The sequence below is a fragment of the Archangium violaceum Cb vi76 genome, from assembly GCF_000733295.1.
In the GTDB taxonomy this organism is placed as follows: domain Bacteria; phylum Myxococcota; class Myxococcia; order Myxococcales; family Myxococcaceae; genus Archangium; species Archangium violaceum.
Genome location: NZ_JPMI01000392.1, coordinates 15494 through 40520 on the forward strand (window position 1 = coordinate 15494; position 25027 = coordinate 40520).

General features: G+C 68.9%; 18 protein-coding genes and 1 pseudogene. 8 read left to right on the forward strand and 11 right to left on the reverse strand.

Annotated elements, in window-relative coordinates; genetic code table 11:
- Positions 1-39: 39 nt before the first annotated feature.
- The 5 genes from Q664_RS48510 to Q664_RS48530 form a co-directional block, all read right to left on the reverse strand.
- Positions 40-1566, reverse strand: a complete 1527-nt coding sequence (locus tag Q664_RS48510) for a pyridoxal phosphate-dependent decarboxylase family protein (RefSeq protein ID WP_043413390.1) — start codon at positions 1564-1566, stop codon at positions 40-42.
- Positions 1567-1590: 24 nt separating this feature from the next.
- Positions 1591-3204: a xylulokinase gene (locus Q664_RS48515; protein ID WP_152622795.1), complete on the reverse strand. Its 1614-nt coding sequence runs from the start codon at positions 3202-3204 to the stop codon at positions 1591-1593.
- Between the two features lie 122 nt (positions 3205-3326).
- Entirely contained in the window at positions 3327-5984 is a 2658-nt protein-coding gene (locus Q664_RS48520; protein ID WP_052519647.1) for an efflux RND transporter permease subunit, read from the reverse strand.
- Between the two features lie 192 nt (positions 5985-6176).
- Complete coding sequence (locus Q664_RS48525; protein WP_052519648.1) at positions 6177-8276, reverse strand: site-specific recombinase; 2100 nt, start codon at positions 8274-8276, stop codon at positions 6177-6179.
- A gap of 90 nt (positions 8277-8366) precedes the next feature.
- Complete coding sequence (locus tag Q664_RS48530) at positions 8367-8942, reverse strand: Tgt2/MlaC family protein (RefSeq protein WP_043413393.1); 576 nt, start codon at positions 8940-8942, stop codon at positions 8367-8369.
- 242 nt (positions 8943-9184) lie between these two features.
- Between Q664_RS48530 and metK the strand changes: the two genes are divergently transcribed.
- Positions 9185-10366, forward strand: coding sequence for a methionine adenosyltransferase (gene metK, locus Q664_RS48535; RefSeq protein ID WP_043413396.1), 1182 nt, complete (start codon positions 9185-9187; stop codon positions 10364-10366).
- Positions 10367-10460: 94 nt separating this feature from the next.
- Positions 10461-11768 carry an adenosylhomocysteinase gene (gene ahcY / locus Q664_RS48540; RefSeq protein WP_084610971.1) on the forward strand — a complete coding sequence of 436 codons (1308 nt, stop codon included), beginning with the start codon at positions 10461-10463 and terminating at the stop codon, positions 11766-11768.
- Here ahcY and sthA read toward each other — a convergent pair.
- Positions 11734-13152 (reverse strand): Si-specific NAD(P)(+) transhydrogenase, encoded by a 1419-nt coding sequence (gene sthA, locus Q664_RS48545; protein ID WP_043413398.1) that lies wholly within the window; start codon positions 13150-13152, stop codon positions 11734-11736. The two genes, ahcY and sthA, sit on opposite strands and share 35 nt — an antisense overlap.
- Before the next feature lie 114 nt (positions 13153-13266).
- Positions 13267-14082 (reverse strand): penicillin-binding transpeptidase domain-containing protein, encoded by an 816-nt coding sequence (locus tag Q664_RS48550; RefSeq protein WP_052519649.1) that lies wholly within the window; start codon positions 14080-14082, stop codon positions 13267-13269.
- Positions 14083-14376: 294 nt separating this feature from the next.
- Here Q664_RS48550 and Q664_RS48555 point away from each other — a divergent pair, with 294 nt between their 5' ends.
- From Q664_RS48555 to Q664_RS48565, 3 genes are all read left to right on the forward strand, one after another.
- Positions 14377-15726, forward strand: a complete 1350-nt coding sequence (locus Q664_RS48555) for a glycoside hydrolase family 1 protein (RefSeq protein ID WP_043413443.1) — start codon at positions 14377-14379, stop codon at positions 15724-15726.
- 78 nt (positions 15727-15804) lie between these two features.
- Entirely contained in the window at positions 15805-18045 is a 2241-nt protein-coding gene (locus tag Q664_RS48560) for a mucoidy inhibitor MuiA family protein (protein WP_043413400.1), read from the forward strand.
- Positions 18046-18057: 12 nt separating this feature from the next.
- Positions 18058-19626, forward strand: a complete 1569-nt coding sequence (locus Q664_RS48565) for a mucoidy inhibitor MuiA family protein (protein ID WP_043413403.1) — start codon at positions 18058-18060, stop codon at positions 19624-19626.
- A 33-nt stretch (positions 19627-19659) separates the two neighbouring features.
- Here Q664_RS48565 and Q664_RS48570 read toward each other — a convergent pair whose 3' ends face one another.
- The 3 genes from Q664_RS48570 to Q664_RS48580 all read right to left on the reverse strand — a co-directional run bounded on the left by Q664_RS48570 (position 19660) and on the right by Q664_RS48580 (position 21442).
- The gene (locus Q664_RS48570) at positions 19660-20385 is read right to left on the reverse strand and encodes an immunity 52 family protein (RefSeq protein WP_043413405.1); all 726 of its coding nucleotides are present in this window, start codon (positions 20383-20385) and stop codon (positions 19660-19662) included.
- A gap of 11 nt (positions 20386-20396) precedes the next feature.
- Positions 20397-20774: a Tox-REase-5 domain-containing protein gene (locus Q664_RS48575; protein WP_152622796.1), complete on the reverse strand. Its 378-nt coding sequence runs from the start codon at positions 20772-20774 to the stop codon at positions 20397-20399.
- Between the two features lie 482 nt (positions 20775-21256).
- Positions 21257-21442 (reverse strand): DUF3606 domain-containing protein, encoded by a 186-nt coding sequence (locus Q664_RS48580; protein WP_043413410.1) that lies wholly within the window; start codon positions 21440-21442, stop codon positions 21257-21259.
- A gap of 447 nt (positions 21443-21889) precedes the next feature.
- On the opposite strand from Q664_RS48580, the gene Q664_RS48585 reads away from it, so the two are divergent.
- Both Q664_RS48585 and Q664_RS48590 read left to right on the forward strand, forming a co-directional pair.
- Positions 21890-23053: a DUF6310 domain-containing protein gene (locus Q664_RS48585; RefSeq protein WP_235217173.1), complete on the forward strand. Its 1164-nt coding sequence runs from the start codon at positions 21890-21892 to the stop codon at positions 23051-23053.
- Positions 23053-23808, forward strand: a complete 756-nt coding sequence (locus Q664_RS48590; protein WP_043413447.1) for a DUF5953 family protein — start codon at positions 23053-23055, stop codon at positions 23806-23808. The genes Q664_RS48585 and Q664_RS48590 overlap by 1 nt, the downstream gene beginning before the upstream one ends.
- 269 nt (positions 23809-24077) lie before the next feature.
- Here the strand turns inward: Q664_RS48590 and Q664_RS48595 are convergent, their stop codons facing one another.
- Entirely contained in the window at positions 24078-24410 is a 333-nt protein-coding gene (locus tag Q664_RS48595) for a hypothetical protein (RefSeq protein WP_152622797.1), read from the reverse strand.
- A 302-nt stretch (positions 24411-24712) separates the two neighbouring features.
- Here Q664_RS48595 and Q664_RS48600 point away from each other — a divergent pair.
- A pseudogene (locus tag Q664_RS48600) lies at positions 24713-25027 on the forward strand (hypothetical protein); the annotation flags it as partial.

Below are 25027 nucleotides of genomic sequence, written 5' to 3' on the forward strand. Positions count from 1 at the left end.
CGCTCGTGACACTTCTGTGACAGCTGGGCTGGCGAGCGCTCAGACCTTGTAGATGAGGTCCATGTACTTCTTGAGCAGGTCGCTCAAGAGGCCGCGGAAGGGCACGGTGCCCGCCATGCCGTAGACGGGGGCCATGGTGCCCTTCTCCTCCGGGTGGGCGCGCACGTGCTCGACGGCGGCCTTCAAGTCCTCGAGGAAGCGCTCGGCCACCCCGGGCTGCGTGTGCCGCTGGGTGACGCACAGGTGCACCGCGGCCGGCTTGTGCAGCCCGTTGAGGCTCCAGCCCTTCTCGCCCATGTGCTCCATCACCTTGTAGATGTTCACGTCGTCCGAGCCGAAGGCGATGACGAAGAGCGGCTCGCCGAGCACGTGCATGCCGGGGATGGCGCGGATGCCGCGCTTGATGACGTCCGCCGCCTCGAGGATGCGCCGGGTGGCGTCCAGGTAGCCCTCCTCACCGGTGGACACCAGGGAAGCCCAGGCGGCCGCGATGAGCGCCCCGGGCCGGCTGCCGGAGAAGGTGGGGGAGAAGTAGATGCCGCCGGGCCACTCGGTGGCGGTGAAGTACTGGTGCGAGCGCAGCGCGGTGCCCCGGTACAGCACCACGGACGTGCCCTTGGCCGCGTAGCCGAACTTGTGCGTGTCCGCGGACATGGTCGTCACGCCGGGCAGCCGGAAGTCGAACTCCGGCACCGGGTAGCCCAGCTTGCGCGCCCACGGCAGCACGAAGCCGCCCAGGCACGCGTCGGTGTGGAAGCCGATGCCCCGCTTGCGCGCCAGCTCCGACAGCTCCTCGATGGGATCGATGACCCCATGCGGGAATCCCGGCGCCGAGCCGATGAGCACGATGGTGTTGCGGGTGATGGCCTTGCGCGTGGCCTTCACGTCCGCGCGGTAGTCCGGCCCCACGGGCACGCGCACCATCTTGATGCCGAAGTAGTGCGCCGCCTTGTCGAAGGCCGGGTGCGCGCTGGAGGGGGCCACCATCTCGGGCCGGGTGATGCCCTTCGTGTCGTGCGCCCAATCCCGGTACGTCTTCATCGCGAGCATGATGCTCTCGGTGCCGCCCGAGGAGAGCGCGCCGCAGATGTGCTCCTCGGGAGCCCGGCCCGCGTTGGCCTCGGCGGCGCCGAGCATGTGGGCCGTCATGGCCACCACCTCGGCCTCGAACTTGGTGGCGCTCGGCCAGAGGTCCGCGTGCAGCGGGTTGGCCTGCGAGTTGATGGCGTACACGCGGTTGAGGAAGTCGATGTGCCCGGAGTCCCCGTGGTACACGGCGCCCGACACGTAGCCGCCCTTCCAACGGTCCTCCTCCTTCGCGCGCAGCTCCTCCATCTGCTTCAGCACGTCCTCGCGCGAGAGGCCCTTGGAGGGAAGCGTGTCGAAGGTGGGCGTCTGGCCGCGGTAGGGCTTCAGTCCGCCCTCCAGCCCGGCCAGCATCGAGTCCGTTTCCTTCTCCAGCCGCTCGCGCAGCAAGGGGATGTTCTTGAGGTAGCGCTCCGCCGTCGACAACAGCCGGGGCGGGACGCGGTTGAGGAGGTTGTTTCCGAGCTCGGGCAGATCCATGGTTGCTGTGCTCCCGTGGACGACTCAGGCGCTCCGGGCGCGGTTGAGCCGCGCGAAGATGGCCTTGTTGGACTTGTAGAGGTTGACGAATTCGCCGAAGAGCTCGTCGTAGAGCCCCCGGTTCTGGGGGTTGGGTTCGAAGGTGTTCGCCACGGGGACGAGCGAGGGAATCTCGTCCACCGTGAGGTGCCCGAGCGCCAGGGCCGCCTGGAAGGCCGCGCCGCGCGCGTTGGCGAGCACGGGCTCGTCCACCTGTTGGATGCGCCGGTCCAGCACGTCGGCGATGATCTGACACCACAGCCGGGAGCGCGCCCCGCCACCGATGAGGCGGAGGGAGTCCAGCCTGCGGCCGACGAACTTCTCCACGTAGCCGAAGAGCCAGCGCGAGTTATAGGCCACGCCCTCGAGCACGGCGCGCACCAGGTGGCCGCGCGTCGTCTTGAGGGACTGGTTGAAGAAGCCGCCGCGCAGGTGCTGGTCATCCATGGGGCTGCGCTCGCCGTTGAGCCAGGGCAGGAAGATGAGCTGGTCGCTGCCCGCGGGGATGCGCTCGGCCTGCTGCTCGAGCACCTTGTAGAGGTCCACGGGAGCCTGGCCCGGGTTGCCGGTGTTGCCGTACCGGGTGAGCTCCTCGTGGTCGAAGAGGATGTTGTCCTTGAGGAGGGACAGACAGAGGCCGGCGGACTCCTGCTCGTTGGTGAGGATGTAGCGGCCCGGGAGCGCCGAGGGCAGGGTGCCCATCTGGTGGAAGACGTCCGTCTTCTTGAAGGGCAGGTGGCTGGCGATCCACGCGGACGTGCCGATGCACAGGTGGGCCTCGAAATCGCGCACCGCGCCCGAGCCCACGGCGGCGGCGAGGATGTCCGGGGCGCCGGTGATGACCTGGACCTTCTCGCTCAATCCCAGGGCGCGGGCGGCCTCGGGCTGGAGCGGGCCGAGCACGCTGGCGGCGGGCACCAGGTCCGGCAGCTTCTCGCGCGGCAGGCCCGCGAGCTGGAGCAACTGCTCGGCGTAGTGGATGCGCTGGAGGTCCCGGTTGTCGGTGACCCAGTGCAGGGTGATGGTGTCGAAGGAGGAGGCGAAGCGGCCGCTCAGCCGCAGGTTGAGCCAGTCCTTGGGCTCCAGGAACTTGTAGGTGTTCCGGTAGAGCTCGGGGTGCTCGCTCTTCAGGTAGAGGATGTGGCCGAACGGGTCCTTCCCCGAGAGGGTGGGCGCGCCACCGGTCAGCCGCACCCAGGTGACCAGGCGGGAGAGGCCGAAACCCTCGACGGGCATGAAGCCGTGCACGGCGCGCCGCACGTGGGGGGCGCCGCGCGAGTCCATCCAGATGATGGCGGGATGCAGGGGCTTGCCGCGCTCGTCCACGGCGACGGTGCCGGACCACTGGGAGCTGATGTTGATGCCGACGATGTCGTCCGCGGAGACGATCCCCTTGTCCAGCAGGCGGCGGGTGGCACGGACGATGGCGGACCACCACGCCTCGGGGTCCTGCTCGGCGCCACCCTCGGGCAGCAACTGGACTGCTTGTGGCTCCACCTCTCCGCCGAGGATGGTTCCACGGAGCGTGACGGCCGCCAGCTTCACGGCCGAGGTCCCGAGATCGATGGCCAGGATGGAAGGGTTACCGGAAGTGGGCACGCCGGTAATGTAGCGAGCCCGGGCCAGGAAGGGACAATTCGTGTCACCTTCGCCGGAACCCGGGCTCTTTCTCACTTCACGAGACCCGGTTCTTTCCGGGTCCCTGTCTCAGCGGGAGTGCTTCAGGCCGCCTCGGACTTGTCCTGGCTGGAGGGCTGCCCGTCGGGCGTGTGCACCACGCCGTTCTTCAGCTTGGGCGGCAGCCGATCCCACATCACCTGCATCACGGCGGCGAGCACCGTGAAGGACACCACCAGCGTGGTGATGAGGCCGATGCAGGCCACGACGCCCATGGACTTCAGGCCGTTGTGGCTGGCGATCAGGAGGGCGGCGAAGCCGGCGGCTGTCGTCAGCGTGGACGAGGCCACCGCGGCACCCACGCTGCGCAGCGCCACCACGGGCGAGGTGCCCTCCAGGAAGCGGTGCAGCAGGTAGAGGCCGTGACTCACGCCGAAGCCCAGGAGGATGGGCAGGATGATGATGTTCATGAAGTTCAGGTGCAGATCGAACATCGTCATCAATCCCAACATCATCGCCAGACCCACCGTGAGCGGGATGACGGAGGCCAGCGCCAGCTTCACGTTGCGGAAGTCCAGGTAGTGCATGACGAGGATCCACAGCGTCACCAGGAGCACGGTGAGCTGACCGTCGCCGAGCACGATGCGCGCCAGCCGCGCGAAGAGCTGGGCGGCGCCCGCGGCCCGGCGCACCTGCGCCTCGGCGATGACGTTGCCCTGCGCGTCCTTCACCTCGGGGGTGGGGATGTGGTTCGTCTGGTCCACGAACGTGAGCATCTTCTTGCCGTCCCACAGGTCCACGCTCGGGTAGATGAACGTGAGGTAGCCGTGGTTCTCCGGCTTCGTCTCCGGCAGGTGGCGGAACTGCGAGGCGTAGATCTCCGGCACCCCGTGCACGTCATACGGCCGGGCCTCCAGCATCTTCATGAAGAGGGCCGCCTTCTCCTGCACCTCGGGAGGCAGTGCCGCCACGTCGATGTCCTTCAGCTCCTCCTGCCACTCCTGGAGGATCTTCGTGTTGGCCGCGGCCCGCTCCGGGGGAGGCACGAAGGTGTAGATGCTCACCACCTGATCGATGGCCGAGTACTTCGACTTGCGCTTCTCCGGATCCTCGAGCTCGTCGTAGATGGCCTTCGCCTCCTCCAGCGTCTTGCTGTAGACGGCGATGGGGTCCGCGGACATGTCGAAGCGCTGGCTGATCTCATCCTGCAGCTTCACCGACGACTGGCCCTCGGGGATGAGGGCGCGGCTGTTGTAGTTGAAGCGGATGCCGGCCTTGATGCGGTCCGCGAAGGAGGCGGGCTTGTCCGTGGGGACGTCCACGTCGCTCCACGGGACGGCGAAGACGCACAGGATGGCCACGACGACGGTGCTGATGCCGAGCATCAGGCCCGGCTTGGGAACGCGCAGCTCCTTGCCCGTGGCGGCGCTCTGCGTGGCCGGCGGCTTCATCTCGCCAATGAGCTTCCTGGGCAGCTCGGGGTTGATGCGGCCCGCCAGCGCCAGCAGCGCCGGGCTCCAGGCGAAGAGCATCACGCCGATGATGAAGGTGCCGCAGCCGGCCAGGAAGCCGAACTGGCTGAAGCCGCGGAACTCGCTGACCATCAGCACGAAGAACGAGCCCGCCGTCACCACCGCGGACACCAGCGCCGGCCGGCCCGCGTTCACCACCGCGTCCTGGATGGCCTGGTCATACGGCTTGCCCTGGCCCAGCTCCAGCCGCGTGCGGAAGATGAAGTGGATGCCGTAGTCGATGCCGAACCCCAGCAGCAGCGCGCCCAGGATGCTGGTGATCATGTTGAGCTCGCCCACGGTGAGGTAGGTGAAGCCCATGGTGATGATGGTGCCGATCACCGTGCCGATGGACACGATGAGCGTGGGCACGATCTTCCGGAAGGCCAGGATGGTGATGAGGAAGATGGCCGCGAACGCCAGCAGCGACACCGGCTCGAGCGACTCCTCGATGGCGTACGAGTCGTCCACCGCCGTCTTGTAGGAGCCGGTGAAGCCGTAGGCCACCAGCGTCTTGTCACCCATCTTGTCGTAGTCCTCGACGAGCTCCACGCCCCCGGACTTCTCGCTCTTGGAATAGGCCGCCAGGTCCTTGCGCAGCTTCTCCACGTAGACCTTCGTCTTGCCGAGCTGGTTGGAGTCCCACATCGGCTTGATGAGGATGAGCATCATCTTCCGGTCCTTGGAGATGTAGTAGTCATCCCGGATGCTCTTCTTGCCGACGCTGCTGTACTTGTCGACGAGGTCCTGCATCTCCAGCTTCACCGGCTCGGTCTTCTGGATCTCGATGAAGAAGGGGTTGTTCCGGCGCAGCTGGTCCTTGAGGTACGCCATGATGCGGCGCTTGCCCTCGGCCAGGTCCTCCGTCTTGATGAAGAGGCCCATCTGCTGCTGCACGAACTCGACGGGCACCTTGTAGGTGATGAAGCGGACGTTCTCCTTGTCCGCCAGCAGCCCGGCCGCGATGTCATCGGCGACCTTCTTGAGCGTGGCCTCGTCGTCGGCGCGCAGGCCCATGATGAGGTAGCCGCTGCCACCCACCATGTCGATGACGCGCTTGACGTCCTTCACCTCGGGCAGATCCTGCGAGATGAGGTCGAGCTGGTTGGAATTGATGGTCAGCTTCGTGGTTCCCCACAACGCCGCGCCGGTCAGCGCGAGAATCGCGAGGATGACGAGCCCGGGCCTGCGCACCATCAACCTGGCGTAGGCGAGAGCAAAGCGGGGCGTCTTGTGGGTCGAGTCACTCATGCGGTCGCGGACCCTACCGGAGAACCGACCGCATCAGAAGCACGGTGACACCCCTCGGCTGCCCGTCTGCCGCACTCCCTCTTTCCCTCTAGAGGGGCTTGGGGTGAGGGTCGAAATATTCCCCGGTTTCAAGGGCCGGGATTTCAACCAGAGTGCACCGGGAAATCCCCGCCGGGAGAGGGTCAACCGCGGTCAGGCCCTGGGGGGGAGCAGGAAGGCGCGGGGCTCACGCAGGAAACGCGCGCTCATCAGCCGCACCAGCCGCACCATGTCCCTCACCGGCACGTCCCGCGCCCGCAGGGCCACGCCGAGCGCCAGGGAGAAGGACACCGCGAAGTTGATGGCCAGCGTCACGCCGATGCCCCCCAGGGCCGCGAGGAAGTCCGGCCGCAGCACCGCCGTGGGCCCCAGCGCGTAGCCGGCCAGGCACAGCTGCCCGAAGGACAGCGTCACGTGCCGCACGTCCAGGGGCAGCCCGAAGAAGTTGCCCACCACCGGGGGCAGCGCCAGGAGGATGCCGATGCTCACGTTGCCCCCCAGCCCGGCGATGTTCCGCGAGAAGAGGCCCGCCAGCTTCCTGGCCCCCGCGTCGCCCAGCGCCCGCCGCAGCGTCCGGTGGTGCGCGAGCGCCTCGGGGATGCGCCGGTACACCGCCCAGTTCTCCAGCCACCCGGCCACGAGGCTGGACAGCCACAGCAGCACCCCCGTCAGCGCCGCGTAGAAGACGGTGCCGCTGCGCCACGGGTGGAGCGCGTCCACCACGTAGTGGGCCTGGGCCGCGTTGAGCAGCGGGTGCCCCTTCCACCAGGCGAAGAGCATCGACAGCCCCACCGCCGCCGGCAGCACGGTGCCCATGTTCGCCAGCGCCGTGGCGATCTGCGAGCGGGTGATGCGGGGGATCAGCTCCATCAGGTGCGACAGCCGCCCGCCCGTGCCGCCCGTGCCGCCGATGGCGCTCCCCAGCGTGGCCGCCGTCATGGACGGCTGCTTGGTGGCCAGCGTGGAGCCCGTCACCTGCATCATCAGGAAGCTGCCCACGTAGGTGCCCGCCAGCGCCAGCCCGTAGAAGAAGGGCGCCAGCGCCAGCGTGGCCGCGTACAGCTTGAGGATGGCCGTGACGGCGGTGATGAGCCCACCCCCCGCCGCCGAGTGCACCATGTGGTGGTACTCGTCCCGCGTGGTGGTGATGTAGTGCTCGCCCGAGTGACCCGCGCGCTCGATGACCTTGCGAGCCAGCAGCCGCGCGTTGCTCGCCACCACCGCCCGCACCGAGCGGTCCGTGTGGGCCCGGCGCAGCAGATCCGTCACCAGCACGAGCCCCTCGCGCCAGCGCGCCTCACCCGGCTCCGCGCCCAGCACCCGGGCGATGGCCTCCATCCGCTCCAGGCTCCGGCGGATGCGCTCCAGCCGGTACACCAGGTCCACGCTCACCCCGTACTGCTCGAGGTGGCTGGAGACGATGGCCACCACCTGCCGGCACTCCTCCACCACGTCCCCGAGCTCCCGCAGCGAGTCCGGGGCGGCGTCGCGCGCCTGCACGCCCTCGGACACACGGCGCAGCTTCAGGAAGGGCGAGGAGCGGAAGGACACCTCCGGGCAGCGATCCCTCACGTCCTCGGCGAGTCCCAGGGCCGCCGTCTGCACGGCGAGCAGGCCCACCGCATCCACCAGCGAGGCCCGCACCACCAGGGCGGGCCCCCTCACGGGAGGCAGGGTGCCGCCCTGCAACAGGGCGGAGAGCCGCGCCAGGGGCTCCGGCGGCAGGCCCTCCAACCAGTCGGCGTCCCCCCGGTCGGGGAACAGCCGCAGCAGCAGCTCCGAGAGCTGGTGATCCTCGGGCGGCGAGGGCAACAGGCGGCGGGCGAGCCGGTCCGACACCTCGTCGAGGAAGCCCAGTCCGGTGGGCAGGCCCACCTGGGAGAAGAGCTTCAGTCCGCTCGTCGCGGCCATCACCTCGCGCACCAGGGCGGCCACGGGCTCTCGCGCGGACGCTCTCGCCTCCAGCACGCGAATCAACAGGACGAGGCGCGTCACCACCGCGGGCGCCTCGGGCTCGGCGGGCTCCATCAGGCCGAGCGCGGGCTGGGGGTCCTTCAGCCAGGCGACGCAGCGCTCCACCCACTCCAGGCGGGCCTCCAGGCCCTCCGAGGGCACATCGGCCAGCAGGTGCTGGAGGTCCCTCACGGCGGGGTGGCCCGGGGCGCGTGGGGCGAACTGCACGCAGAAGGCGTCCACCTCGCGAGAGGAGCGTCCTTCACGCACGGGGACGGCTTGGGGCAGGGGACGGGGCATCGGCCCTTCCTGTCTACTTCACCTGTTCCCCAGTACAACCGGCTTCACCTCCGGGCGCCCGGTTGCCCGGCTCCCGGAGGTGGAATACGGCTACTTCTTGCCCAGCTCGGCTTCCTTCGCGCGCATCAGCTCCAGCAGCTTGTCCCAGCCGCCCTGCTGCAGGATGGGGCGCACCTGGTCGTCGCGGATGCCGGTGAGCATGGAGTCGCCCAGCACCGCCACGTCCAGCACCTTCCAGCCGCCCTGGCTCTTCACCACGGTGTACTGGAGCTTCATCTCCTGCTTCTTCAGCGGGTGCTCGATGACGACGGTGGACTTCACGCTCGCCTTGTTGCCCTCCACGGCGGGGTCGTCATAGGTGATGGAGGCGAGGTTCTTGAAGTTCTCGCGCACCTTGGGGAAGGCGATCTTCGCGAAGAGGCTGTGGAAGAGCCTGGTGAACTCCTTGCGCTGGGCGTCGGTGCCCTTCTCCCAGTCCTCACCGAGCAGGAAGCGGCCCTGCTCCTCGTTGGCGAGCTGCTTGAGGGCGATGTCGTCCTTGCTGTAGCGCACGGACTGCACGACGGTCTTCACCGGCTTGGCCACGGGCTCGTTGGGCGCGGCGAGCGCGGGGAGGGCAAAGGCGAGGGTGGCCAGCAGGGTCAGGGAGCGGAGACGGGCGTTCATTCAAGTCCTTCCTTCAGAGGGCTGCCTCTGTAGCGCAATGGAACGGTTGGGGGCGTGCGAAATTCACGCGGGGCCCGGAGCGGGGCCCGGGGGCCAGGCCGCCTGCACGGTGTGCTCGAAACACGCCTGCCAGGCGAATTTTCCGCCTGTCTTCCGGGTTTGACTCTCCTGGAGCCCAACGTCTAGTGTCCCTGCTCTTCTAAGCCGTTGACGTGGGCCGTACCCCCTCCGAAGAAGACGACATGCCGACCGACTACCTGTTCACCTCCGAATCCGTCACTGAAGGGCACCCGGACAAGATCGCCGATCAGATCTCCGACGGCGTGTTGGACGCCATCCTCTCCAAGGATCCCCAGGGCCGCGTGGCCGTGGAGACCCTGGTGAAGACGGGCCTGGCCATCGTCGCTGGCGAGGTGACCACGAACTGTTACGTCGACATCCCGAAGATCGTCCGCGGCACGATCTGCCGCATCGGCTACACCGACAGCTCCATGGGCTATGACGGCAACACGTGCGGCGTCATGGTGGCCATCGAGGGCCAGAGCCAGGACATCGCCCGGGGTGTGGACAACAAGAAGGAGCAGGGCGCCGGCGACCAGGGAATGATGTTCGGCTTCGCCTGCGACGAGACGCCGGAGTTCATGCCGGCCCCCATCCACTACGCCCACGCGCTCACCAAGCGTCTGGCCGATGTGCGCCGCAAGACGCACGACTGGCTGCGCCCGGACGGCAAGAGCCAGGTCACCGTCGAGTACCGCAACGGCCGCCCGGCCCGCATCGACGCGGTGGTGGTGTCCACGCAGCACTCGGATGACGTCTCCAACAAGCGCATCCACGAGGCCATCCGCGAGGACGTCATCTCCAAGGCGCTGCCCAAGAAGCTCATCGACGCCAAGACGAAGATCTACATCAACCCCACCGGGCGTTTCGTCATCGGCGGCCCCATGGGCGACTCGGGCGTGACGGGCCGGAAGATCATCGTGGACACCTACGGCGGCATGGGCCGTCACGGTGGCGGCGCCTTCTCGGGCAAGGACCCGTCCAAGGTGGACCGCTCGGCGGCGTACATGGGCCGGCACATCGCCAAGACGGTGGTGGCCGCGGGCCTGGCCCGCCGCTGCGAGGTGCAGGTCTCCTACGCCATCGGCGTGGCCGACCCCGTGAGCGTGCTGGTGGACACCTTCGGCACGGCCACCGTGCCCGAGGAGCGCATCCAGCAGGCCATCCGCCACACGTTCGGCCTCAAGCCGCGGGAGATCACCGAGTACCTGGACCTGCTGCGGCCCATCTACCAGAAGACCGCCGCGTACGGTCACTTCGGCCGCTCCGAGAAGGAGTTCTCCTGGGAGCGCACCGACAAGAAGGACGCCCTGCGCGAGGCCGTGGCGGGCCCGGCCGGTACCTCCCGGCTGAAGGCCGTCTGATTCGACGCTGAACGTCCCAAGTGGTTGAAACGCGCGTGAGCCCCGGTAAGGCTCACGCGCGTTTTCTTTTCTCCATCCCCGGAAGGACTCCTCCATGGCGAAGGTCGTGAGCCTCAAGAAGCGAGCGAAGGTCAACCAGGCGCCGGTGCATGCGGACATCAAGGACCCCCTCCAGGCCGAGAAGGGCCGTGGCCGCATCGAGTGGGCCGGCCGCACGATGCCGGTGCTGGGGAAGATCCGCGAGCGCTTCGCGAAGCAGAAGCCGCTGAAGGGCGTGCGTCTGGCGGCGTGTCTGCACGTGACGGCGGAGACGGCCAACCTGGTGATCGCCCTGAAGGAGGGCGGCGCGGACGTGGCCCTGTGTGCCTCCAACCCGCTGTCCACCCAGGACGACGTGGCGGCCTCGCTGGTGGTGGACCACGCCATCTCCGTCTTCGCCATCAAGGGCGAGGACAACGACACCTACTACCGCCACATCCACGAGGCGCTGAACACCCGGCCCCAGCTCACCATGGATGACGGGGCGGACGTGGTGGGCGTGCTGCACAACGAGCGCACGGAGCTGCTGGAGCACGTCATCGGCGGCACCGAGGAGACCACCACGGGCGTGGTGCGCCTGCGCGCCATGGCGAAGGAGGGCGTGCTGAAGTACCCGATCATCGCCGTCAACGACGCGAAGACGAAGCACCTCTTCGACAACCGCTACGGCACGGGCCAGTCCACCCTCGACGGCATCATCCGCGCCACCAACCGGCTGTTGGCCGGCAGCGTCTTCGTGGTGGCCGGCTACGGCTGGTGCGGCCGGGGTCTGGCCATGCGCGCCCGCGGCATGGGCGCCGATGTGGTCGTCACCGAGGTGGACCCCACCACCGCGCTCGAGGCGGTGATGGACGGCTTCCGCGTCATGCCCATGAGCGAGGCGTGCCGCATCGGCGACTTCTTCTGCACGGTGACGGGCAACATCGACGTCATCCGCCAGGAGCACTTCGAGAAGATGAAGGACGGCGCCATCGTCTCCAACTCGGGCCACTTCAACGTGGAGATCGACCTGAAGACGCTGCACAAGATGGCGAAGGGACGCGCCGTCCTCCGCGAGTTCGTGGAGGAATTCACCCTCAGGAACGGCAAGCGCATCATCGTCCTGGGCGAGGGCCGTCTCATCAACCTCGCCTCCGCCGAGGGCCACCCCTCCAGCGTGATGGACATGTCCTTCGCCAACCAGGCGCTCGCCAGCGAATACATGGTGAAGAACCACCGCAAGCTGGAGAAGAAGGTCTACGCGGTGCCGGAGCACCTGGACCAGGAGATCGCCCGGCTGAAGCTCCATGCCATGGGGGTGAAGATCGACAAGCTCACCCCCGCGCAGGTCAAGTACCTGGGCTCGTGGCAGGAAGGGACCTGACGTTGTCCAGCGCGTCGTAGGTGGCCGTCTTGTAGGCCTCGGAGAGCGTGGGGTAGTTGAAGCACGTCTCCACGAAGAGCCGGGCGCTGGCGCCCGTCATCAGCGCCAGCAGCCCCACGTGCACCAGCTCCGAGGCCTGCTCACCCAGCACGTGCACGCCCAGCAACCGCAGGTCCTCGCGGCGGAAGAGCAGCTTCAGCAGCCCGTGATTCTCGCCGATGATTTGACCGCGCGCGTTGGTGGAGAAGGCGGCCCGGCCCACCACGTAGGGGATGTCCCTGGCCCGGAGCGCCTCCTCCGTCTCGCCCGCCATGGACACCTCGGGGATGGTGTAGATGCCGTAGGGCAGCACCGACGCCATCCGGTTCGTCTCGAGCCCGAACGCGTGCATCACCGCGATGCGCGCCTGCTCCATGGACGTGGACGCCAGCGCCGGGAAGCCGATGACGTCCCCCACCGCGTAGATGCCGGGCACCGCCGTCTGGTACTCGGGCCCCACCTCCACCTGGCCCCGCGCGCCCAGCTTCACGCCCACCGCCTCCAGCCCCAGCCCCGCCGTGTTCGCCGAGCGCCCCGAGGCCACCAGCACCTGGTCCACCTCCAGTTGCTCGCCGTCCTTCAGCGTCAGCCGGATGGGCGCCTTCGGGTCCGGTGGCACCTCCACCGCCTCCACCGTGTTCCCCAGCCGCATCTTCACCCCGAGCGACTCCATCCGCTTCTTCAGCAGCGCGGAGAGCTCATCGTCCAGGAAGGGCAGCAGCTCGGGCTTGGGGTCCACCAGCGTCACCGGAATGCCCAGCGCGGCGAACATGCACGCGTACTCGGAGCCGATGACGCCCGCGCCCACCACCACCAGCGCGCGCGGCAGCACCTGGATGTCGAGCAGCTCGTCCGAGTCGTGCACGCGTTGGTCACCAAACGGGTACATCGGCGGGCGGTAGGGCGAGGAGCCCGTGGCCACCAGGATGACGTCCGCCGTCAGCCGCCGCTCCGGCTGGCCCTCGCGGCTCACCACCACCGTGTGCGCGTCCGCCAGCGTGCCCTTGCCGTACACCAGCTCCACCCCGTGGCGCTTCAGGTCCTCGAGGATGCGGTGGCGCTCACTGCCCTTCACCCGCCGCTCCCGGTAGAGGAAGTCCGAGACCGTGGTTTCGTGCGGCAGTTGCGCATCCACCCCGTACAGGCCGCGCTGGCGGAAGCCCGAGAGGTACAGCGATGTCTCGCGCAGCGTCTTGGAGGGCAGGGTACCCGTGTTGGCCGCCGTGCCGCCGGGCACCGGCTCGCGCTCCACCACCGCCACCCGCTTGCCGTGCAGCGCCGCGTGCACCGCGCCCTTCTCGCCAGCGGGCCCGGAGCCGATCACCACGAGGTCGAAATCCGCCATGGCTCGGACCCTACGCGAGCCGTCCGGTGGGGCGGAAGGGTTCTGTGCGCGGCCGGCCGCCTCCCGTTCAGGAGACGGCCCGCCACCGTGCTTCGCGTATGGGTGACTCGCCGCTCAGTAGGGGTGGTCCTGTTCCTCGAGGACGCCGAGCCGTTGCAGCTCATCCGCGGCCGCGTGCAGCGCCACCGGGCCCTCGAGGTGCTCGCCCGTGACGAGGCTCGCGAAGACGTACTCGCCTTTCGGTGAGCGCACGTGCCCCACCAGCCAGCTCACCTCCCCGTCCTCCTTCGTGTGCGTGCTGCCCGTCTTCCCGCTCACCACCGCTCCCGTGCTCCACGGGCCCGCCATCCGCTTCGTCCTCTCCGTCACCGTCTTCGGCGTGTACTCCAGCATCCGCTTCACCGTTTCCCGTGTTCCCTCGCTCACCGGCAGCTCGTTCCGGTACAGCTTCGCGAGGAAGCGCGCCTGCTCCTCGGGCGAGATGCGCAGGGGTTTTTCCAGCCAGAAGGCCGTGAGCTCACCGGAGATGTCCTCGTTGCCGTAGTTGAAGCGGTGCAGCCAGTCCTTCATCCGCTCGCGGCCAATCTCCTTCGCCGTCCCCTGGAAGAACCACACCGCCGAGTAGCGGATGGCGGACTCCAGCGAGTGGTCCCGGTTCCAGTCGGAGATGGAGCGCTTCTGGCCGTCCCACTTGCGCATCGCCGCCGGGTCCTTCACCACTCCCGTCTCCAGCGCGATGAGCGCGTGCGGCACCTTGAAGGTCGATGCTGGTGACGTGCGCTTCTCGCAGCGCTTCGCGTCATTGCGCTTCAGCTCCCCTGTCTTCAGGTCCAGCAGCACGAAGCAGCCCGGGTGTTTCCGGGGGGGAGTGGGTTCCGCCAGGGCGGGGGTGGTCAGGAGCAACAGTGTGGGGAGGAGGGCTCGGATCATGGGGACTCCAGGGTGAGGGTGGGTGCGCGGTCCTGGAGCAAGGTGTGGGCCAGAGTCGTTTCTTGGGGCACAGGGGGGAGCACCTGGAGGGAGACCCTCACCCCGTCCCTCTCCCAGAGGGAGAGGGGAAGGGGGCGGAGTGTGGTCCGGGGGCCACGGCGCAGTGGCTCCCCGCCCGCGTGGGTTTCTCAGGCTCCGGAATTGTTGGATAGGGGCTCATCTCACCCGCGGGTCGTGATTCCAAAACCGGGGAATCACTTCCCGCTCGTCAGTCGGGCCCATACCTTGTGTTTCATGGGCACCAATGAATTTCCTCGCGGCTTCACCTTCGGGGTGGCCACCGCCGCTTATCAGGTCGAAGGGCACATCGAGAACGACTGGTCCGAGTGGGAGCGTCAAGGGAAGTGCAAGGACCCCAACCACCGCTGCGGCCGCGGCGTGGACCACTGGAACCTCTTCGACCATGACGTCCAGCTCGCCAAGGAGGTGGGCAGCGGGGCGTTCCGTATCTCGCTGGAATGGGCCCGCATCGAGCCCGTCCGCGGCCAGGTGGATGAGGCCGCCGTCGACCAGTACCGCCAGCGTCTGCTGCGCATGAAGGACGCCGGCATCCGGCCCGTCGTCACCCTCCACCACTTCACCCATCCCCAGTGGTTCCACCGGGAAACCCCCTGGCACGAGCCCTCCTCCGTCGTCGAGTTCCGCCGCTACGCCCGCATCTGCGCGCGCATCCTCAAGGGCCTCGACGCCCTCGTCATCACCTTCAATGAGCCCATGGTGCTGCTGCTCGGCGGCTACATCCAGGGCGTCATCCCCCCCGGCATCACGGATGGGCACAAGTCCATGCTCGCGCTCGGCAACATCGCGCGCTCGCATGTCGCCGCCCGCGAGGAGCTCCTCCGCGAGTGCGGCCGGTGTGAGATCGGCATCTCGCAGAACATGCTCGCCTTCCGGCCGGACCGTTGGTGGCATCCGCTGGACCGAGCCCTCACCCGGCTGGCCTTCGACAACTACAACCACGCCTTCCACCGCGCCCTGACCGATGGCGAGCTGCGCATCCAGATGCCCGGTCTCGCCTCCACGCGCCAGCGCATCGAGGGTGGCCGCGACAGCGTGGACTTCATGGGCATCAACTACTACACGCGTGCCCACCTGCGCTTCGTCCCCAAGCCGCCCTTCCTCCAGTTCCAGTACCGCGACATCCACAACCGCGGCCTGACCGACATCGGCTGGGAGGACTACTCCGAGGGCTTCTCCCACCTGCTCGTCGAGCTGCACCACAAGTACGGCAAGCCCATCTGGGTCACCGAGAACGGCATCGACGACCGCCAGGGCGACCGGCGGCCCCAGTACCTCTACAACCACTGGAGCCAGATGCTCAGCGCCGTCCGCCAGGGCGCCGACGTGCGCGGCTACCTCTACTGGTCCCTCATGGACAACTTCGAGTGGCTCGAGGGGTGGGGGCCCCGCTTCGGCCTCTACTCGGTGGACTTCGAGACGCTCGAGCGCCGGGCCACTCCGGCCTGCCACTACTTCCGCCGCGTGGCCCAGAGCGGCGTGCTCGTGGAGCCGGGGGGCGTGCTCGAGCCCACGAAGTCCGAGGAGCCCATGGCGGCCGTGGCGACCTCCACCGCCGCCCTCTGAGAATCGGGCACCCGCACTCCGCGTGAGGCGGGCCGCCCGCGGGTGACGGCACCGAGGCGGGGGCGCTACAACGGGTGGATGCCCGTTCTTGGACTGTCCGTCCTGAGCTCGCTGTGGCTCACGGCGGTGGATGCGCCCGTCACCTCGGTCACCGTCTATAGCGATCGGGCCCGGGTGGTGCGCACGGCCCGGGTGGCCCTCTCCGGCACCCAGCGCGTGGAGTTGCCCCCGCTGTATGGCTCGGTGGACCCCGCCTCCATCCGCGTGGAGGCCCAGGGCGCCGAGGTGACGCGGGTGGACATCCGCCCCGTCGAGTCCGAGGCCCTCCCCGCCACCGCGGCCAGCAAGCTCGTCACCACGCTGGAGCGGCTCGATGATCAGCTCGCCCAGGTCCGCGCCGAGCGCGAGGCGTATACCGCTCAGCTCACCGCGCTCGGCCAGGTGCGCCCCTCCGTCACGGACGAGGAGCCGTCCACCGAGCCGCCTCCCATCGCCAAGGGCGCACCGCGGGGGCCATCCCGGCTCGATGCTTCCGGCTGGCGCGCCGCCTCCGACTTCGTGGTGGAGACCACCGCCCGCCTCCAGGCGAAGCTGCGCGAGGTGTCCCAGCGCGAGGAGGCGTTGGACGGAGAGCTGTCCCGCAACGTCCAGGAAGCGCGGCGGCTCGGTGGCGAGCCCCGGCGCCGGGGCCTGGAGGTCGCTCCCACTCTCTCGGGCCAGGGCTCAGCGACGCTCACCCTCACCTATGTCACCAGCAACGCGCGCTGGTACCCCGCCTACGAGCTGCGGCTCGAGCCGGAGTCCAACCGCGTGCAGGTGGCCTTCTCCGGACGCGTCAGCCAGGAGTCCGGCGAGGACTGGGAGGACGCGGCGCTCACGCTCAGCACCGCCCTGCCCGCCACCGCCACCACCGCGCCGGAGCTCGCCACCTGGAAGATCGGCCAGCGCGAGCGCTTCATCCCCACGCCCGCTTCCGTTTCCGACTCCTGGCGCGCCCCGCCGCCCGCTCCTCCCAAGCCGCCCGAGGCTCCCAACGAGGACCTGCGGATGCGCGCCCGTCTGCTCTCGCTCATCGGCAAGGCCGGTTCCGCGACCACCCCGCCCGCGCAGCCGGCTCCCGCACCGGCGCCGCCGTCCTATGCGGAGGACCGGTCGCGCTCCCAGTCCTCGTCGGGAAGCAGCACCATCGTCGGCACCGTCGTGACCGCTGACACGAAGAGGCCCATGGCGGACGTGGTCATCACGGCCGTCTCGCCCAACCTCGTGGGCGAGCAGATCGTCGTGACGGATGCCCAGGGCCAGTACCGCATCCCCCAGCTCCCGCCGGGGGTCTATGCCCTGCGGTTCGACAAGGAGTCGTTCAAGCCGATGACGCGCTCGGAGATCCAGCTGCGGCTGGAGCGCACCATCCGGGTGAACGTGGAGCTTCTTCCCGAGAGTATGTCCGAGGCGATCGCGCTCGTCGCCGCGCCGCCGACGGTCGACGTCGGTTCCACCAGCACCGGAGTCAACGTCGATCAGGACTTCGTCCGGCGCATCGCGGTGAACCGGCCCGGCGGCAAGGGCGGTGCTTCGAGATCCTTCGAGAGTCTCGCCGAGTCCGCTCCTGGCGCGGTGGCGGAGAATGTCCCCGTGGGCCTCGCGCCCCCGGAGGGCTGGCGGCGGCCCGTGGTGGATCCGCGTCTGCCCGCCTCGCTCGCGGGCGGCTATGCGCTGGCCTTCCCCTCGCAGCGCCGCGAGACGGTGCTCAGCGGCAAGGGCGAGCGGCGTGTGCCCCTCTTCACCGAGACGTGGCCCGTGCAGGTGGAGCGCAAGCTGTACCCCGCCCTCACGCCCAATGCCTTCCTGGTGGCGGAGCTGCGCAGCCCCTCGCGCCAGGTGATGCCCGGTGGGGACGCGCAGCTCTTCGTCGGCGCGGACCCCGCGGGCCAGGCCCGGCTCACCCTGGTGTCTCCGGGCGAGCCCTTCACCCTGCCCCTGGGCATCGACTCCGCGGTGCGCCCGGTGCGCAACGTGAAGCTCATGACGAGCGAGAAGGGCCTCATCGGCAAGGATGACGTCACCGAGTACCTCGTCACCCTGGAGGTGGCCAACCCGTACCCCTTCCCCCTGCCGGTGCAGCTCCACGACCAGTGGCCGCTGTCGCGCAGCGAGGACGTGGAGGTGAAGCTGGTGCGCACCGAGCCCTATGCCGAACAGGACCCGGCCCGGGGCACGCTGGTGTGGCGCCTGACGGTGCCACCCTCGGAGAAGAAGGGGGTGTCCTTCCTTTATACCGTCCGCCACCCCAAGGGCTGGCGCCTGGAGCAGTCCCAGTAGCGAGGAGCCACCATGCACACCCTGCCCTTGATGATGCTGGCGCTCGCCGCCCCCGCGAAGGTGTCCTCCGTCGTCGTCTACCCGGACCGCGCCCTGGTGACGCGCGTGGAGACGGTGGCCTGCACCGGCCGCCCGCTCGCCGTCTTCGAGTCCGTACCGCCCGCCGCGGACCCCTCCAGCTTCCGTGCCCGCTCCGAGGACGCCATCGTGGAGAGCCTCGTGGCCGAGGAGCGCACGCGCCAGGCGGAGTTCGGCCCGGAGCTGGAAGCCCTGCGCAAGAAGCGCGAGACGCTGGAGCGCGAGATGGCGGAGCTGGTGGACGCCCGCTCCCGTGCCCAGTCGCTGCAGCAGTTGGGTGAGAGTCTCACCGAGGTGACGGTGAAGCGGGTGGCGCGCGAGCTCACCGAGCCGAAGCCGGATGCCCGGGCGTGGACCCAGGCCTTCGACACCGCGCTGGACGCCCGGTTGCGCGCCGCCTCCGAGCTGTCCGCCCGGGCCGCCCGCATGCGCGAGGTGCAGCGGGAGCTGGACTCGCTGCGCGGCCGTGAGTCGTTCCTCTCCGCCTCGGCCGCGCGCATGGAGCGCCGGGTGGAGGTGCGGCTGGCCTGTCCCTCCGAGGGCCGTGCCCGCGTGGAGCTGCAGTACGTGGTGGGCGGCGCGGGTTGGACGCCCTCCTACGAGGCGCGCGCCGACGAGGCCGCGGGCCAGGTGGAGCTCTCCACCTTCGCCACCGTGAGCCAGTCCACCGGCGAGGACTGGAGCGGGGGGCGGCTGTCGCTCTCCACCGCCCGGCCCCGGGACAACGCGACACCGCCGGAGTTGAAGCCCCTCACGTTGAAGGCCTGGGAGCGCCGCCCCGAGCGCAAGGTGTTGGTGCGCCGCGAAGAGGTGCGGCAGCACGCCCAGGCCGGTGGGCAGATGCCGGGGGAAACGGAGGGCGCGCTCCAGGCGGCCTCGCAGGGCATCTCCGTGCAATTGCTGGTGCCCGAGTTGGCCCAGGTACCCGGAGAGGGCTCGGCCGTGCGGCTGCGCGTGGCGCGCACGAAGCTGAAGTCCTCCTTCGTCTGGCGCACCGTGCCCAAGCTGCACCCGGTGGTGTTCCGCGTGGCCAGCCTCGTCAACGGCGCGCCCTTCCCGTTGCTGCCAGGCCCCGTGGACATGTTCCGTGCTTCCGGCTTCATTGGCCGCCAGCAGGTGGAGCAGGTGCCCCAGGGCGGTGCCTTCCAGCTCACCTTCGGCCTCGAGGAGTCGCTGCGCGTGGAGCGCGTGGTGGTGCAGGAGATCGCCCGCGACGAGGGACTCTTCGGCGGCCGGCGCCGCTTCCACTATGCCTACCGCTTCAACCTGGCCAACTACCGCCAGCGCCCCGAGGTGGTGGAGGTGGCCGAGCACATCCCCGTCTCCGAGCTCGATGACGTCACGGTGACGCTGGACGCCAAGAAGACGACGCCCGGCCACGCGGTGGAGGAGATGGATGGCATCGTCACCTGGAAGCTGACGCTGGCCCCCTCGGAGCAGCGCTCCGTGGACCTCGCCTTCCACGTGGACGTGCCCTCCAGCTACGACATGCAGGGGCTGTAGGAGGGCGGCCGTAGCAGGGACAGCGCCGTCGTCTCAGGTGGCGGGCCGTCTGGAAACGACCGGCTCCAGCAGACCCCTGGCGTGCAACACCTCCTGGACCCGTTGGCCCAGGGCGAGGTGCTCGGGGTTGGAGGCGGTGAGGCGCTCGGGGGTGAGCAGCAGGAGCGTGCCCTGGTCCTCCACCGGTTGCACCCGCACCGGCTCCGGCAGGGGCGGCACTTCCCCCCGGCGACGAGAAAAGTACGTCAACCAGCCCACGAAGGTTCCTGCAATGCCTTGCGGCGACAAGCTGTCCCGGAAATCACCGGAGGTGATGAACCCCCAGTCCGGCTCCCAGGCCAGCACCATGGCGCGTAGCACCTGGGCGAGCACATCCACCTGCAGGACGCGCTCCTCTTCCGGCTCCTCCTTCGGCAGGTAGAGGAGGCAGTTGTTTGGGACAAATTCGGCCGCGGAGCCACAGCGCAAGGTGGCCAGCCCCCCGTGCCCCTCCTCGTGCCCCGTCCACACCCAGAGCATGAAGCCATCCCGGCCCTCCTGGTACGTCCTCTTCTTGAAGAAGCGCGTAAACGTTTCGGCGGTGGGCTCGAACCGCAGCTGAAGTGCCTTCTTGCGTGAGTCGGCCTGCTCGAACCAGCGGGTGTAGATGGGGTCGCAACGAGATAGGAGGTGGAAGTACGCCTCCGCCCGCCGGGCACACTCCTCGGCGGAATCCTTGCGCGCCCCCCAGCAAATGCCTGCGTAATAGGTCTCTCTCATACGGCTTCGACTCAGGGTGGAGGAGTGAACACCACCTCAATACCCGTGATGAAGTTTTCCCGGAACAGCTTCTCGAGGATGGGCACCATGCGGGGCTCCGCCACGTGCCAGCGGATGGCAATGCCGTTGGCCACTCGCCATTGCCGCTGTGCCTGCCTGACGAGTCTGGCTGCACCTTTGAAATATTCCTTGGGCTCGAGGTTCGCGTCGAAGTGCTTGTCGTAGCCCAGGCCCTTGGTCTCTTGCAGGACTCGCTGGTCCAGTTCGAAGCCGTCGAAGTCGGCCTTCTCGCCGTTGCGCCACACGCGGTACACCCAGCCCGCCGGGGCCTTCGTCACCTGGTGCTGGAAGGCACGCGAGCGCGGTGACATCCGCTCGTTCTTGGGCACCCACTGCCCCGGCCCCCCCCACCGGTGGCACCCAGCCGCCACCCGCCGCGCCTGTCCCCACCTTGGCCAGGTGCAGGCCCCAGGCGACGCTCAGCCCCTGGCCGGCCACCGCCATGGTGTTCCCAGGCACCGCCACCAGCCGCAGCACCAGCTCGCCCCGCTTCGTCAGCGTCAGCAGCGGCACCGACAGCCGGCCGAGTTTCTCTCCCCACCCCACCGCCTTCACCGCCCCCGCCCCCGAGGTGCCCACCGTCAGCAGCACATGGGCCAGTAGCCGCGAGCCCTCACGTACCTGCTCGCCCCGGGGCTTGTGGCGGAAGGCTTCCCAGTACTCGGGCGCGTTCTGGAAGAGCACGCGCACCGCTCCCGGCAGCCGCGTCAGGCCCTCCAGGCTCTCGCCCGGGTGGAAGACGAGGTGGGCTAGGCCCGCCAGCGTGTCCCCCAGCGCCAGCGCCGCTACCGCGAGCCGCTGCGAGGAGGCCCTACTTCTTCTTCTTCTTGAGGTACGCCTCCACGTCGGAGGCCATCACGCCGACTTCCCGGACGGCCTCGCGCAGCTCCGCCGCCGTGCAGCCGAACTTCCCGCACCAGTAATCCACCTCGTGCTCCTGGTTGACGTTGACGCGAGAGGCATCTTCGGGGCCCGTCTTCTTCGGATCGTCTGCCATTTGTGCTGTCCTCCACTACAAGGTTGTTCAGTGGATATGCATGGCCGGTGCGGCGCGCAATTCTTTCTTTTACTTTTTGAGTCGGGTGACGATTCCGCCCCGCGAGGTAGGCAGTTTTCGGCTCACTGCCAGAGGGTGCGCAGTAGAATTGGCCGAGATTCCTGGCGTTTTCGGGCCCTTCCCCCCCCATAGGGTTGGACGGCCCGCATCCTGTCCGTCTAGGGCCGTCTCCTCGCCGAGGAAGGGCCAACAAGCTGTTAAGAAGCACCCGAGTCCGCGGAGACGGAGTGGCGGTTGTTGCTCGCCCTCAGTTGCTGAGTGGCGAATGCGGCGCTGGCGCCGCGGCTCGCCGAGCGAACTCCAGGGCTGGTGGGTGGCCCGTTCTGTATGGTTGGCCTTCCCGCATCCTATCCTTAAGGGCTGATGCTCCTGGGGAGGGCCAGCGCCATGTTGAAGAAGCACCCGAGTCCTGCGGTGGGGGGAGGCGGCGGAACGCAGCTCGCGTCCCGGCGGCGCTCGCGGGGTAGGCCGTGGCTTGCCTCGCGTGCATTGGTGCTGGTGGTCCTCGCGCTACAGGCCGCCTGCGCGACGGGCTACCCCATGGGCGGGACGCTCACCGGCAAGCGCAGCTGGCGGGGTGCGGTGAGGCCCCAGGAGGGCGCCGCGGCGGCGTCGGACGCTTCCGGCGAGGACATGGTGGTCGCCAACCTCCGGCGCGCGGCCAAGCTGCCCTGGACGGATGGGGGCCGGTGCGTCGTCGAGGCGGCGGGCCAGCCATGGGCCGACCTGGTGGTGCAGTGCTACTACGCGCTCGACCATGAGCGGGTGCGGTTCAGGGACACCACGGGACGGTGCTCGGTCGCCTCTGCGGGCGCCGGGGCCGTGGGCATCGGGCTATGTGTCCTCGCGGGGCCCGAGCTGCTCGTGGGCGCGGTGGTCGTCGTGGGCGTGGTGGCGGTGGGCTTCGCCATTTCAGAGGCGCTGGAGGCGTACGAGAAGCGGGGCCGCCCCCAGGTGCGGCCGCCGCCGACGCTGCCCGTACCGGAGACACGGCCCGTGCCAGAGACACGGCCCGTGCCAGAGACACGGCCCGTGCCAGAGACACGGCCCGTGCCGGAAGCGCGGCCCGTGCCGGAGACGAAGCCCGCTCCGCCGGAGCTCAAGAAGAAGCGGCGTCCGAAGTCGAAGCCCGAGGGAGAGGACTGGCCGCCAGGGCCCGCCCCGGAGCCCACCGACAGGGAGCGCGAGCGCAAGTGCGAGGCCATCCCGGTGCCGCACAAGGGCGGCAACAAGGCCCACAACAGGTGCGCCGACTCGTATCCGCCCAACCGCTGGCCCGGGAAGGATGCGGAGGTAGCGGGCAAAAGCTTCGACGCGCTTCAGGTGGGAGGGCGGGTGTTGTGGGAGATCAAGGTCGAGTACTTCGACGGGTACACCGACTTCCTCAAGAACATCACGGTCAAGAGGGAGATTAAGGAGCTCACGGTGTACCGGGAGATTGCGGAGGCCTGTGGGTATGCCTTCAGGGTTGGGGTAATCAGTGAAGCCCACAAGGCCGCGCTGCTAAAGGTGGACGACAACTTTGATATCGTCGTCACGGGGTGCAAATGATGACCGCTCAAGCCGAGTTGCATCTTCACGTCTTCGCGCCAGCGCTCACCGGAGACGACGGGCGCCCGCTCGCGGCTGTTGAGGGGATGGAGCGAGCACTCCCCGGCTTGCGATTGGCGTGGCGGGTCTCGGACGCAGGGCGGCCCGTCGCGCTTCGTGAGCGGGCGGCGTGGCTGGCGGCGTCGGCTACGGATGGCGAGTTCGGGATGCTGTGCAATGGAGACGAGAGCTACCCCGTCACGATGGATGGGCGGAGAGAGAGCGCGCGCTCGAGTCCGGGTGGTGAGCCACAGCTTCTCGTCCACGCGAACGTCCCGCAGGACGAGCGCGTTGTCGCTGTGGCAATGGACATGCTGGAGAATGTCGCGGAAGGCGTGCGCGCCAAGTGGGGAACCGTGGCGCCCGGCCCCCTGAGATTGGTGATCGCGGCGCAGGTAGGGCCGAAGCTCGGGAACCCTGACGGGCCGCCTCTTGGCCTCCCGATGCTCAAGCTTGCGTGGAACATCCGCTCGCCCAAGGTCCCCAGGTACCTTGGGTGGATCAACTACTGGTCGGCTGCGGTTGCGGAGGCCATCGGCTTCCCGGACCCCTCCCGCGATGCCGAGCTGCTGGCGCGGGCCCGGCGGACGGCGTCGGGTGGGTGGGTGGTGAGCCTCAGCGAGGCACCGCTCGATGTGGACAACCCCGCCCACCTCGAGGCCCTCAAGCGAGCCTATGCGCGGTTCCCCGAGATCGGTGGGCGTTCGGAGGCGTGAGAAAGAAAAACCCCGGCCCGAGGAGACCTCGGAGCCGGGGCTGTCGTCGGCAGTGCGGTTAGGCGGTGGAACCCCACGTAAACGGGGAGGACAACGCGGCCTCGGTTGCTTTGGTGGACCCCAGGAATGGGGAGAAAGCAGCTACAGCCGAACCTTCCGGCGGACCCCTGAAGGGGGACGACGACGAGAGAAGAGTAGGGACAGAGGACCCCCACCGCAAGCGGATCGGAGCTACTAGTGCGGGCGGTGCGGTTAGGGTTCGCGGGCCCTCAGTGGTAGGCGGCCGGCGCAGGGAGGGGCAGGCCGAAGGCCACGAGGCACGCACGGGCCTGCTCGGCGAGCGCCGAGGGAACGGGGCCCGCCTCGGTTGGGCACCACCCATCCAACAGCCGGTACAGCTCCAGGACGTGGGGCTGCGCGGCGACGAACTGCTGCGCGGCGTCGTTGGGGGCGTCCGGGGCCACGTGGGCGAAGAAGAAGGCGAAGCGGGAGCAGAAGCTCGCGGCGTCCCGCTGGAGGTTGAGCACCTGGTTGTGGTGTTGATGGTCACCAGGAAGCGCGGACGCATGGGCGGGTCTCCGGCGGCAAACCGTCTTCCCCATCCTATCCGCCCAGGCTGTCCCCAGGGGCGCCTCTTCACCGCTCGGCCGCCGACGAGTCGCCGGGCTCCTCACTCCACTCCCCGGGCAGTGGCCCTCACTCGTCATCATGACAACTGAAGTGTATGGAATATGTAGGATTAGTTTGTATTCGCTCGTCATGATGACGAGTGACCCGCCCGGGGTGCGCGTCTCCGCTGGGGCGCACCCGTTGGGGGCCCGCGACCCGTGCGCCTGCCGGTGAGTGCCCACGCCCACCAGTCTTCAGCCGTCCTGTAGGCTGGCCCACCTCGGAGGTGGTGCGCATGAGCGAAGCCGACACACGCAGTGGGGGTGAGGCGCAGCGGGGGCCCGGGGACATGGAGGCCCTGCTGCAGGAGGCCTCGCCCTGGCGGCCCCGGCCGGGCCTGGAGGTGGCCGGCTACACGCTGGAGGCGAAGCTGGGCACTGGAGGCCAGGGCACCGTCTTCCGCGCCTCGCGCCAGGGCCGCCAGTACGCGGTGAAGTTCCTCTTCCTGCCGCGCTCGGCGCGCTGGGCCTGGCGCGAGCGCGACGTCATGGTGAAACTCGGCCAAGCCGGAGGCCTGCCCCTGGTGGAGGAGGGCGTGTGGCCCGCGCAC

Coding starts and splice junctions, on each gene's coding strand:
- Q664_RS48510 (WP_043413390.1), bottom strand. CDS start 1,566: ATGGATCTGCCCGAGCTCGGAAACAACCTCCTCAACCGCGTCCCGCCC.
- Q664_RS48520 (WP_052519647.1), bottom strand. CDS start 5,984: ATGAGTGACTCGACCCACAAGACGCCCCGCTTTGCTCTCGCCTACGCC.
- Q664_RS48525 (WP_052519648.1), bottom strand. CDS start 8,276: ATGCCCCGTCCCCTGCCCCAAGCCGTCCCCGTGCGTGAAGGACGCTCC.
- Q664_RS48530 (WP_043413393.1), bottom strand. CDS start 8,942: ATGAACGCCCGTCTCCGCTCCCTGACCCTGCTGGCCACCCTCGCCTTT.
- metK (WP_043413396.1), top strand. CDS start 9,185: ATGCCGACCGACTACCTGTTCACCTCCGAATCCGTCACTGAAGGGCAC.
- ahcY (WP_084610971.1), top strand. CDS start 10,461: ATGGCGAAGGTCGTGAGCCTCAAGAAGCGAGCGAAGGTCAACCAGGCG.
- sthA (WP_043413398.1), bottom strand. CDS start 13,152: ATGGCGGATTTCGACCTCGTGGTGATCGGCTCCGGGCCCGCTGGCGAG.
- Q664_RS48550 (WP_052519649.1), bottom strand. CDS start 14,082: ATGATCCGAGCCCTCCTCCCCACACTGTTGCTCCTGACCACCCCCGCC.
- Q664_RS48555 (WP_043413443.1), top strand. CDS start 14,377: ATGGGCACCAATGAATTTCCTCGCGGCTTCACCTTCGGGGTGGCCACC.
- Q664_RS48560 (WP_043413400.1), top strand. CDS start 15,805: ATGCCCGTTCTTGGACTGTCCGTCCTGAGCTCGCTGTGGCTCACGGCG.
- Q664_RS48565 (WP_043413403.1), top strand. CDS start 18,058: ATGCACACCCTGCCCTTGATGATGCTGGCGCTCGCCGCCCCCGCGAAG.
- Q664_RS48570 (WP_043413405.1), bottom strand. CDS start 20,385: ATGAGAGAGACCTATTACGCAGGCATTTGCTGGGGGGCGCGCAAGGAT.
- Q664_RS48580 (WP_043413410.1), bottom strand. CDS start 21,442: ATGGCAGACGATCCGAAGAAGACGGGCCCCGAAGATGCCTCTCGCGTC.
- Q664_RS48585 (WP_235217173.1), top strand. CDS start 21,890: ATGTTGAAGAAGCACCCGAGTCCTGCGGTGGGGGGAGGCGGCGGAACG.
- Q664_RS48590 (WP_043413447.1), top strand. CDS start 23,053: ATGACCGCTCAAGCCGAGTTGCATCTTCACGTCTTCGCGCCAGCGCTC.
- Q664_RS48595 (WP_152622797.1), bottom strand. CDS start 24,410: ATGGGGAAGACGGTTTGCCGCCGGAGACCCGCCCATGCGTCCGCGCTT.